The organism is Pedobacter sp. Bi126 (assembly GCF_918698245.1).
In the GTDB taxonomy this organism is placed as follows: Bacteria; Bacteroidota; Bacteroidia; order Sphingobacteriales; family Sphingobacteriaceae; genus Pedobacter.
In genome coordinates this window covers 317,804-328,839 of the sequence record NZ_CAKKMS010000006.1, presented here as the reverse complement: position 1 = coordinate 328,839, position 11,036 = coordinate 317,804, and the positions used below count along the sequence as shown (strand labels likewise).

Annotated in this window: 14 protein-coding genes; 10 read left to right on the top strand and 4 right to left on the bottom strand. The window is 36.9% G+C overall.

All coding sequences use genetic code 11. The features are described from left to right. Positions 1 to 181, top strand: a 181-nt coding sequence (locus LQ201_RS21655; RefSeq protein WP_230146691.1) for a hypothetical protein, incomplete at its 5' end; no start/stop codon positions are given. 10 nt (positions 182 to 191) lie between these two features. Further along, positions 192 to 653, top strand: coding sequence for a hypothetical protein (locus tag LQ201_RS21650; protein WP_230145116.1), 462 nt, complete (start codon positions 192 to 194; stop codon positions 651 to 653). Positions 654 to 722: 69 nt separating this feature from the next. Here the strand turns inward: LQ201_RS21650 and LQ201_RS21645 are convergent, their stop codons facing one another. Both LQ201_RS21645 and LQ201_RS21640 read right to left on the bottom strand, forming a co-directional pair. Further along, positions 723 to 1,046 (bottom strand): DUF3276 family protein, encoded by a 324-nt coding sequence (locus LQ201_RS21645; protein WP_029275977.1) that lies wholly within the window; start codon positions 1,044 to 1,046, stop codon positions 723 to 725. Between the two features lie 79 nt (positions 1,047 to 1,125). Then, complete coding sequence (locus LQ201_RS21640; protein WP_230145117.1) at positions 1,126 to 2,916, bottom strand: ABC transporter ATP-binding protein; 1,791 nt, start codon at positions 2,914 to 2,916, stop codon at positions 1,126 to 1,128. Positions 2,917 to 3,411: 495 nt separating this feature from the next. Between LQ201_RS21640 and LQ201_RS21635 the strand changes: the two genes are divergently transcribed. From LQ201_RS21635 to yajC, 4 genes are all read left to right on the top strand, one after another. Further along, positions 3,412 to 4,500, top strand: coding sequence for a Glu/Leu/Phe/Val dehydrogenase (locus LQ201_RS21635; protein ID WP_230145118.1), 1,089 nt, complete (start codon positions 3,412 to 3,414; stop codon positions 4,498 to 4,500). A gap of 51 nt (positions 4,501 to 4,551) precedes the next feature. Further along, complete coding sequence (gene nusB / locus LQ201_RS21630) at positions 4,552 to 5,502, top strand: transcription antitermination factor NusB (protein WP_215132507.1); 951 nt, start codon at positions 4,552 to 4,554, stop codon at positions 5,500 to 5,502. A 2-nt stretch (positions 5,503 to 5,504) separates the two neighbouring features. Continuing rightward, positions 5,505 to 5,963, top strand: a complete 459-nt coding sequence (locus LQ201_RS21625; protein WP_230145119.1) for a DUF1573 domain-containing protein — start codon at positions 5,505 to 5,507, stop codon at positions 5,961 to 5,963. A gap of 71 nt (positions 5,964 to 6,034) precedes the next feature. Continuing rightward, entirely contained in the window at positions 6,035 to 6,355 is a 321-nt protein-coding gene (gene yajC, locus LQ201_RS21620) for a preprotein translocase subunit YajC (RefSeq protein ID WP_116253395.1), read from the top strand. A gap of 54 nt (positions 6,356 to 6,409) precedes the next feature. On the opposite strand, the gene LQ201_RS21615 is transcribed toward yajC, so the two are convergent. Beyond that, complete coding sequence (locus LQ201_RS21615; protein WP_230145120.1) at positions 6,410 to 7,342, bottom strand: energy transducer TonB; 933 nt, start codon at positions 7,340 to 7,342, stop codon at positions 6,410 to 6,412. Positions 7,343 to 7,522: 180 nt separating this feature from the next. On the opposite strand from LQ201_RS21615, the gene LQ201_RS21610 reads away from it, so the two are divergent. The 4 genes from LQ201_RS21610 (at position 7,523) to LQ201_RS21595 (ending at position 10,352) form a co-directional block, all read left to right on the top strand. Next, a complete protein-coding gene (locus LQ201_RS21610) occupies positions 7,523 to 8,470 on the top strand; it encodes a YbbR-like domain-containing protein (protein WP_230145121.1) in 948 nt (315 codons plus the stop codon). Then, positions 8,470 to 9,087, top strand: coding sequence for a dephospho-CoA kinase (gene coaE, locus LQ201_RS21605; RefSeq protein WP_230145122.1), 618 nt, complete (start codon positions 8,470 to 8,472; stop codon positions 9,085 to 9,087). The genes LQ201_RS21610 and coaE overlap by 1 nt, the downstream gene beginning before the upstream one ends. 42 nt (positions 9,088 to 9,129) lie before the next feature. Next, entirely contained in the window at positions 9,130 to 10,074 is a 945-nt protein-coding gene (locus LQ201_RS21600) for an MBL fold metallo-hydrolase (RefSeq protein WP_230145123.1), read from the top strand. Positions 10,075 to 10,205: 131 nt separating this feature from the next. Beyond that, on the top strand, positions 10,206 to 10,352 hold the full coding sequence (locus LQ201_RS21595; protein WP_215132499.1) for a DUF5522 domain-containing protein: 147 nt from the start codon (positions 10,206 to 10,208) through the stop codon (positions 10,350 to 10,352). 45 nt (positions 10,353 to 10,397) lie between these two features. Here LQ201_RS21595 and LQ201_RS21590 read toward each other — a convergent pair whose 3' ends face one another. Further along, positions 10,398 to 11,003 carry a Uma2 family endonuclease gene (locus LQ201_RS21590; RefSeq protein WP_230145124.1) on the bottom strand — a complete coding sequence of 202 codons (606 nt, stop codon included), beginning with the start codon at positions 11,001 to 11,003 and terminating at the stop codon, positions 10,398 to 10,400. Positions 11,004 to 11,036 lie beyond the last annotated feature (33 nt).

Here is an 11,036-nt window from a genome sequence, read left to right as displayed (position 1 = left end):
GCCTTCCTTCTTCCGTCTTCCGCTTTCCGCCTTCCGCCTTCCGCCTTCCGCCTTCCGCCTTCCGCCTTCCGCCTTCCGCCTTCCGCCTAAAATTCCGCGCAAAGATAAGCTTTTAAAACCTTTATTTAAACCCTTGCTATTGTATCAAATCTATATTTTATCTAAGTTTAGCCCAAAATAGATAGAGATAAATGGAAGATTTTGAAAATGAAGTGCCCCAGGAAGTAAAGTTGGTTGTTACCGAAGAAATGCGGAGCTATTTTTACGATATGAGTAAATGGGCAAGATTTTTATCAGTTGTGGGTTTTGTTATCTCGGCATTTTTAACCCTGGGTTCATTTGGAATAGGGGCTGCGGTAACGGCTAATCCAGGGATGCTCAATCAATTGGGGCCATTGGGCGGTATTGGTGCAACAGGCATCACCATATTTTACCTGCTGTTGGCTTTGTTCTTTTTTTATCCTAGTTTATTGCTGCTGCGCTTTTCGGCCAAAGTTAAACAAGGGGTTTTGTTCGGCGATCAGGAAAATTTAAATGATGCCATTGCTCATGTAAAATCGCTCTTTAAATTTTGGGGTGTAATTACCATCGTATTGATAGTCAGTTATTTTCTTTTGCTGTTGGCAGTACTCTCAGGCGGAGGCATAAAATAAAATATTACGCACACGAAAAAGCCTCCCGACTTTTAAAATCAGGAGGCTTTTTTATTGAAATTATATTACTTAAAAAGTAAAATCGTCGCTTGCTTTAGTGCTATGTTCTCCATTTTCAGAATATTCATAACGTTTTTCAACCACATCTTGGTGAGTTTTGATGTAATCAACAGTTTCATTTAGTCCTTCTGCAAATTTTTCGAAATCTTCTTTGTATAAAAAGATTTTATGTTTTACAAACACACCGTCTTCTAATCTTTTCTTACTCTCGGTAACTGTTAAATAATAATCACCCGATCTAGTAGCCTTCACGTCGAAGAAATAAGTTCTCTTACCTGCTCTTACTTTCTTTGAAAAAACTTCTTCTCTTTCCTTGTTGTCGAATTCTCCCATGGTTGGTATTGATGTTGGTTTTTGGTTTCGGTAAATATAAAGCAAATATTTAAAGTTCAAAATACAATTTTAATACAATTTAAATAGTTCGGGTTTCCTCCTCCAAAAGTTGGTGGTTATAAAGCTCCGTATAGCTGCCATTTAAACTAAGTAATTCATTGTGTGTGCCTTGTTCAATGATTTTGCCATTATCCAGCACCAAAATCTTATCCGCATTTTTAATGGTAGAAATCCTGTGGGCAATTAAAATACTTGTTTTTCCATCCATAATTTTACCAAGATTTTGTAGTATTTCCTCCTCGGTTTTAGTGTCAACCGCCGAAAGACAATCATCGAATATTAAAATCTTAGGTGATTTAATTAATGCTCTGGCGATAGAAACGCGTTGTTTTTGTCCTCCAGAGAGCGTTATTCCACGTTCGCCAAGCATGGTTTCGAATTTTTCTTCAAAATCGATAATATTGGTATAAACCGAGGCATTTTTAGCAGCAGTATGCACTTCTTCATCCGTAACCTGGTCTAAACCAAAGGCAATATTGTTCTTTATGGTATCAGAGAATAAGAAAACCTCTTGTGGTACAAAGCCAATCTGGCTGCGGTAATCTTTAAGGTTTAAAGCTTTAATATTTTTTCCATCAATATCAATGGCACCATTTTCTACATCATACATCCGCATAATCAGATTGGCCAATGTCGATTTCCCGGAGCCCGTTTTTCCGATAATGGCTACAAATTCGCCACTATTAATCTCGAAACTCACATCTTTTAAGGCTTCAATCCCTGTATCTGGGTAGGTGAAACTTACCTGGTTGAACTTGATATTGCCGGTTAGCTCAATTTCAACAGTTTCCTTCGATTGGATGTCAGAGGGGATATCTAAAAATTCATTTATCCGTTTTTGCGATGCGGCAGCCCGCTGAATTAAAGAAGTAACCCAGCCCAACATGGTTACCGGAAAGGTTAACTGGTTGATGTAAATGATAAATTCGGCAATATTCCCTGCGGTGATGCTGCCATTCATTACCTGGATACCACCTATATATATGGTTAAAATGGTACTCAGGCCAATTAATAAAAGCATGGTTGGATAAAACAGTGCCGATACTTTAACCAGGCTCATCGAATCTTTTTTATAATCGTTGCTCTGGATGGAGAACATGTTTCTGGTATAATCTTCACGGACATATGATTTAATGATCCGGATCCCCGAGAAACGTTCCTGCACAAAACTCGAAAGATCTGATAAACGTTCCTGTATCTTCCCGCTTTTTTTAAAGATCAAAGTATTTACATAGTATATAATCACCACCAGAAAAGGGAGGGGTAATAAGCAGTAAATGGCTAGTTTTGCATTTACATCAAACATCGACCATATAATAAGTACCGATAACACAAAAGTATTAATCGTGTACATAATCGCCGGACCAACGTACATCCTTACCCGGTTAACATCTTCTGTGGCACGGTTCATTAAGTCGCCGGTATTGTTTCGGCGGTAAAAACCCAGGCTCAGCTCCTGATAATGTTGGTAGATGTCGTTTTTCATATCGAACTCTATATGCCGCGACATTAAAATAATGGTTTGGCGCATAAAGAACAGAAAAAGCCCCCGCAATAAATAAAGTGCAATAACCAGCAAACCAAAAAACAGAAGATTGCTGCTAAATATATCGTAAATTATAGCCTGGCGATCGAAACCGTAAAACAGATTAAATACCTGAATGTTTTCGGTAATCAGGTCAACCGCATATCCAATTACCTGGGCTGGCACTACACCAAAAATATTAGAAATTACCACGAAAATACTTCCGGGTATAATCCACCATTTGTATTTAAGAAAGTATTTGTTTAATCGGCTTAAATGTTTCATTCTATACAAACTTAGCTAATTTTGTTATTTCATGACGCATATTTATCTATTCGGGTCTAAGCTTTAAAAATTAATGACATTGGTGGCGCAAAATGTTATTTGTAGGGCTTGCTTTTAAATGTTTTTGCTTTTGAAAACGAGTGGTTCTGCCTTTCATCGCTATAGTAGCCCTGCTATCCATTTCAAGCCGATTGAAGGATCGGGCTTTACATTGCTATCAGGTTTATTTAACTATGGCAATAGGGCTTGGTTAAACGAACTCTGTTGTCAGTTTAATTATAGAAACTGAGAAGCATTGGATGTTTATCTCATTCGCTTCGTACGCCTTGGTTCGTGTCTTCACGAACCAAACATTAGTGAATTTAACCAGGTTTTAAAAATCTCAAAGGTTTATTAATTTAGTCAGAACCGAATTAATTTTGTTATAGTTTCGTTAAATACGTGTAATAATGGTTTTTTATTTTAATTTTGCAGCAGGTTATCCGAACGTTCAATATGCCAGCAAATTCTCCGTCAGGTTTTTCAATTTTAGATCAATTAAGTGCCTATGGCCATAAAAAATTGGTTTTTTGCAACGATCCAGATACAGGTTTAAAAGCAATTATTGCTATACACGATACCACATTGGGCCCTGCTTTAGGTGGAACACGTATGTGGAGTTATAGTACAGAAGGCGAAGCTTTAGAAGATGCACTGCGTTTATCGCGTGGAATGACTTACAAGGCAGCGATAACCGGATTGAATCTGGGTGGTGGGAAAGGCGTTATTATTGGCGATTCCAGGAAAGATAAAACAGAAACTTTAATGCGTAGCTACGGTAGGTTTATTAAAAACCTAAATGGCGAATTCATTACGGCAGAAGAAATGGGTACCAATACGCGTGATATGGAATATATCCGTATGGAAACCAATTATGTTACTGGTGTTCCCGAATCAATTGGTGGTGCTGGTAATCCGGCTCCTTTTACCGCGCAAGGTGTTTATTTAGGCATTAAAGCAAGTGTTAAAGAAGTTTTCGGTACAGATATGCTGGCCGGAAGAACCATTGTAGTACAAGGTATCGGAAATGTTGGTGAGCATTTGGTTGCACTGTTAAGAAAAGAAAACGCCGAAGTTTTGATCAGCGATATTAACCAGGAGCAATTAACTTACGTTGCCCGGAAATATAAAGCAAAACCGATCGAAGCCGATAAAATTTTTACCACTGATGCCGATGTTTATGCGCCCTGTGCAATGGGGGCTACCGTTAACAACAAAACCATCGAAAAAATGAAGTTTGCAATTATTGCAGGTTCAGCAAACAATCAGTTAAAAGATGAGGTTTTAGATAGCGAATTACTTTTGAAGAAAGGGATTTTATTCGCGCCTGATTATTTAATTAATGCTGGTGGATTAATTTCTTGTTATTCGGAGTTGACCGGCTTTGGTAAAAAACGCACCGTACAGCTTACAGAGAATATTTACGATGCTACACGAAGTGTAATTAAGTTAAGCAAAACCGAAAATATATCAACCAATATTGCAGCCAATCGCATAGCCGAAAAACGGATTGCAGATGTTAAAAAAATTAAATCGTCATATTAAATCATAATTATTAAAACAGGTTTTAAAAAAACCGCACTCGTTCTTACATTCATGTTAAACAGAAGGCACTTAAGAATCAAAGCTTTGCAAAATATTTTTGCTTGGCACATGGCAGACAAAAAAGACATTAAAGGTGATTTGAAAACTTTAATGCAGAGCATCGACAGTGTGTACGAAATGTACATCTGGATGTTATCTTTAATGGTAGAAGTTACCGAATTTACTGCTAACGACGCCGCAGAGCGCGCAAATAAGTTTATTAAAACCGCAGAGGATATTAATCCTAACATGAAATTGCTGCACAATAAGTTTAGCGTTTTAATGCAGCAGAATCCCGAGTACGTATCTGCAGTTAAAAAATACAAGGTAGATTGGGGGTTCGATCCGGAAATCCGTAAAACAGTTTACAATTCCTTAAAAGCATCAAAAGAATATGCAGATTATCTTGCCGATCCAAACGAAAGTTTAGAGTCGTCAAAAGATATCATCAAATACATTTTCAGGAAAATCATCTTAAAAAACCAGGCCATTTTGCAGGTTTTCGAAGAGAAATTTATCAACTGGCAGGTAGATCACGAAGTGATGAAAGGTATGGTGGCCAAAACCTTGAAAAACTTTACTTTCGAAGATCCTTTTAAAAATAAATTGACCGAAATTAGTGCAGATTGGGTTGAAGACAGCAAATTTGTTCAGGATCTTTTTGTGCATACTTTGCAGAATGATGCAAAATATCAGGAAATGATTGCCGATAGAACTAAAAACTGGGAATCGGAGCGTATTGCATTAATGGATACCATTTTAATGAAAATGGCCATTTGCGAATTGTTAAACTTTCCATCTATTCCGGTTAAAGTAACCATCAACGAATATTTAGAGTTATCAAAAGATTACAGTACACCGAAGAGTAATTCATTTATTAACGGTATTTTAGACAAAATTTTAGGCGATCTTAAGAAAAACAATACGATTAAAAAGATCGGTCGCGGATTAATCGAAGATTAAAAATGAAAAGAACATTTATCTTGGCTATTGCTGCGCTTTCATTTGCAGCATGTCGTAATGCAAATAATCAAACCAGCGAAACTGCAACAGCTGTTTCAGTTGGCAACGATACTTCAAAAACAGCTAAAGTTGCTCCGGCAGATGCGCCTGTTATTGTTTTCGAACGAGATATTTTCGATTTCGGTAAAATAACGCAAGGTGAGAAGGTTAAGCACGATTTCAAACTTAAAAATACAGGTAAAAGTCCGCTTATTGTTTCAAATGCAACTGCAACATGTGGTTGTACTGTTCCTCAGGTACCGGGCGAACCTATTTTGCCAGGTAAAGAAGGGGTAATTAGCGTAGTTTTTAATAGCGAAGGTAAAATGGGCATGCAAGATAAGGTAGTAACCGTTACGTCAAATGCAAATCCAACAGTAAGCACTGTTCATTTGGTAGGAGAGGTACTTGCTAAAAAATAAATTGGGTTGATTGTCTATGGCAATTGCACGTAAATAACCAACTATTCACAAAAAACACAAATAAATAAGAAATGACATCAACAGTAATATTACAGGCAGCAGCAGGTGGCAGTAACATGCTAACTACAATCGTACCAATGGTACTCATCATGGTAGTTTTCTACTTTTTCATGATCCGTCCGCAAGTTAAAAAAGCTAAAGACCATAAAAAATTGGTTGCAGAACTGAAAAAAGGAGATAAAATCGTAACTACCGCAGGTATTCACGGTCGTATTGCCGATATGAATGAAACAACTTTTTTAATTGAGGTTGAAGGCGGTGTAAAGATCCGTTTCGATAAATCAGCAGTTTCTTTAGATGCAACCAAAGCAGTTGTAGCGCCTAAAGCTTAGTTTTTGAATTAAAAAATATTAAAAATGCCACCCTCATTAGGTGGCATTTTTTGTTTACCGCTGGGCCAGGTTTATATTAATATTATATTTTACCCTAACCGGAATGCCGTGCTGCTGGCCTGGAATCCATTTCGGACACTGGTCTAACACCCTGATTGCTTCTTCCTGAGTGCCATACCCAAGATTATTCTTAAACTCATAATCTGTTAAACGGCCATCTCTTTCCACCACAAAACTAATATACAACCTTCCGCCTACACGGTTCTTTTGAGCTTCACTAGGAAATTTGTAATTTCTAGTCAGATACCTATAAAATTCTACCATTCCACCTTTAAAATCTGGTTGCTGCTCCATTTTATCATAAGTAATCTGCTTGCCATCTTGTAAAGTGGCAGTTCCCGATTTAAATTTTCCATTTTCATAAATTTCTTCATAAGTCGCTTTATTTGCTGTTCCCTTCCAGGTCCCATCTTTATAGCCATCCTTATAGTTCCCTTCCTCTCCCTGACCTTTTTCATCACTTTTCTTAAATATTCCATTGCCATCTTTAATAAACTGATTTCCCAAAGAATCGATGCCCGTTATCCATCGCCTTTGCTTTGGGTTATTGTCATCATATTGGAATATGTTTTCCAGCTTTCCGTTATTGTTATAATAAGTGCATTCGCCACTCAGAGCGCCATTTTTATAATTAACCTTTGATGTTAGAATCCCTTTTTTATTAAAGCTTTGTCTACTCCCCTCATAAACAAGCGTTGGCGTGTATTTTGAAACTGTACCTATTGTTTTTTCCGTATTGTCTGGATAAAATTCGTATAACCTGTATAAGGTTGGTGTATCGGTTTCCTGGATAACCCTCCGGTAATCGTAATCATCCTTATTTTCGGTAATCATGTCTTTTTTGAAATAAGATACAGTTGATCTTTTTTGTGCAAAAGAACTAATGCAGAGTGTTAGGGTAATGAGCGTTAAAATGTGTTTTTTCATATCTGTTTTTAATTGTCGACTACGAATATAGTTATCAATACATAATCTCAAGAATTAGTTGCATTAATTTATCATTAAACATATAAGTTTTTGAGCAGCTATTTAGTTTTGCTACATTTGACGCTATTGTGGTAATTAAATAACGGTTTCATCCGCATCATTTTTATTTTACACTATGTTATGCCCTTTATCAGATTAACGAAAATTGAAAAAAGACGTGTATTTAGCTTATTGGCCTGCTTACTGCTGGCTATAGCGGCATGGCTTTTTATGGCGTTAAACAATAAGTATATTTATGTGGCAAAAACTGTTCTGGTGTTTAAAAATACGCCTACTAAAAGAGCATTTTATCCTTTGCAGTCTGATACGATAGATTTACAGGTAGAAGGAACTGGTTGGCAATTGCTTTTTGCCCGTTTACGGATCAGTCCACCCTCTGTTTCAGTTAATTTAAGTCAGCTCAATACCAAAGATTTTATTGTTTTTTCTGATCAGCTATTCAATATCAACAGGCAGTTAGAAAGTACACAAAAGGTAATTTCTGTTAAGCCCGATACCCTGTATTTCGATTTTACGAAACGGGTAGTGAAAAAAGTTCCTGTAAAACTGATCGATAAATTGAGCTTTGAAAAGCAATATGGTATCTCTAGTGAGGTTATTCTCAACCCAAAATATGTTAAAGTAGCCGGACCTATTGAAGAACTGGCCAAAATAAAATTCTGGCCTACCGATACGCTTAAGCAGGATAAAATACAGAGCAGCAGTACTACAAGGATAGCGCTACAGCACAGTATCCATAAAAATGTAAGTATTTATCCTTCATCTGTAGAGGTTAGATTACCTGTTGATGAATTTACGGAGAAGACTATCGAAGTGCCGTTAAAAATTACAAACAATAGGAATTATAACAATCTTAAACTATATCCTAAAAAAGTTAAAGTTACCTTCTTAGTCGCGTTAAGCAATTACGATCAGGTTGACGAAAGTTTTATTACCGCTACCATTGATGTAGACGAATGGCAAATTTTAAAGCACCATCAGTTTACGGTGAAGATAACCGAGTTTCCTGATTATTGTAAACTGGTAAGCGTAATGCCTTCCAAAATAGATTTTATTGTAGAAAAATAATGTATAAAGTAGGTATAACAGGCGGAATAGGCAGTGGTAAAACAACGGTTTGTAAGGTTTTCGAAGTATTGGGGATCCCGGTGTTTTACGCCGATACCGTTGCCAAAGAAATCATGTGCAAAGATCTTTTGTTGGTGGAGGGAATTAAATCTACTTTCGGGAAAGAAAGTTATTTCGAAGATGGAAGCCTAAATAACAAGCATATCGCTGGCATTGTTTTTAATAACGAGGAAGCGCTTGCAAAATTAAATGCATTGGTTCACCCGGCAGTTTTTAGGGCATTTGATGCCTGGGAAGAAACAATTCCGGCCAATACGTCATATACCTTAAAAGAAGCTGCTTTGTTGTTCGAAAGTGGCTCTTATAAAATGTGCGATACCACAATCCTGGTTACTGCTCCTTTCGAAATCAAAATGAAGCGGGTAATGCTGCGTGATGGGGTTACAGCAGAGCAGGTTAAAGCACGTATGGATAAACAGTTGAGCGACGAAGAAAAAACGAAAATGGCCAACCACTTTATCATAAATGATGAGCAAGAATCTATAATTGAACAGGTTTTAGCTTTACATCAAGGATTTCTTAAGGCGGCCGAAGAATATAATAATGCCAGAGCTTAATCAACTTAAATCATAACATCCTTAAATCCTTTCATCCTGATCATGATTTTAGAAGATTTTATTACCATTACCCCAACGGGCTTGTATTGTGTTTACGGCGATTTTTACCTCGATCCGCAACAGCCTGTTAAAGAAGCGGTGGTTTCGCATGCCCATGGCGACCATGCCATTGGCGGGAGCCAGAATGTGTACTGTACTGCTGCTACCGCAACTTTTATGAAACACCGCTACCGTAAATTTGCAGCGGTCGATTTTTTTACCAAAAATTATCACGAATCCTTCAAAATAAAAGACGTTACCATTACTTTCTTCTCTGCGGGTCATATTTTGGGCTCTGCACAGGTTTTATTGGAGTATAAGGGGGTAAAATACCTCTATACTGGCGATTATAAGATTGAACCTGATAATACCTGTGCGCCTTTCGAATTTGTTGAAGCAGATGTGTTGATTACGGAAAGTACCTTTGCTAATCCAGAAACCAAACACCCTTCACCAATAGATGAAATTAAAAAGCTGAACGAAACCAATGCGAATATCATGCTTGGTTCTTATGCATTGGGTAAGAGCCAGCGGATTATCCAACTGCTTAATGCGCATTGTCCTACGAAGAACATTATGGTTCACCACAGTATTATGCCCTTTGTTAAAATCTACGAGGATTACGGAATGAAAGTAGGGCATTACAAAATGTACGATAGAAAGGTGATGAAAAATAATCAAGAGCATCAGGTTTATATTGTGCCGCCAATGGTTTTTCACAGTTACCATAAGGCGATTAATGTAGTACGCGCCTTTGCCTCTGGATGGAAGAACCTGCAACAACAAAACGGGATTTCACTCTATATTTCTGACCACGCTGATTGGGATGCAATTTTAGAAACCATAGAAAAAGTTAAACCAAAACAAGTATGGACTTTACATGGTGATGGTAAACAGCTTAAAGATCATTTTAAAAACAAACTTGAAGTTAAAATACTTAATGGATAAAAAAATGATTGAATGATAGCGTTAGAGAATGATTGAATTAGGCGATAAAGAAAAGACGATTAATAACTTCCCTCATTTAAGATTCAATCATTCTATAATTCAATCATTCAAAATCCTGTCATTCAATAATTATGTTAAAAGAAGGCGAAGATTTTTACTTTAATGAAGATGGACTAATGGTTTTTACCGAAGCCTACCATTTAAAACGTGGTTATTGCTGCAAGAATAAATGTAAGCACTGCCCATGGGGTTATGGGAAGAAGAAAGAAAAGAAGTAATGTAGTTGGCAATTCCAGTTTACATTTCTCAATTTATCTACAAACTCATTCCTCCTTATTAAAGCGAACATGATCATAAATATCGCTTAGCGCTATATCAAAACCCATCGAAACAATAGTTAGTTTATCAGATATCTCCTTGTGTTGATTGAGTGCCCAGTTTTTTTCCTCGTTAATGTAATACGCCTCTACCGACACCGATTCCGAATCGATCATAATGTATTCTTTTAATGAAGGAATGTCTTTATACAGGTTAAATTTTTTCCCTTTATCGTAATTTTTGGTTGAAGGTGACAGGATTTCAATAATCACAGTTGGTAAAATTGAGGTATCCTCATCAACATCGCTATGTATTAAGCCATTACAGTAAATCGATATGTCAGGATAGGTAAATAAAGTATTCTCCGGAATATTCATTCGTTTATCACTTCCATAAGGCCTGCAGGGCTTACCTTTAAGCTTGTTTCCAATTTCAATAAAAACGTTGCTGAAAATGTCATTATGGTTATCACCGGCACCAGACATAGCAAATACTTCGCCTTGGAAATACTCGTGCTTTACTGTTGATGCTTTTTCCATCTCGAGGTATTCTTCAACAGTATAACGTCTTTTTTGATAAGCTACAGCAGGTTCATTTATAATCTCATCCATATACTTACTAATTTATTGAATTGGTACGAAAGG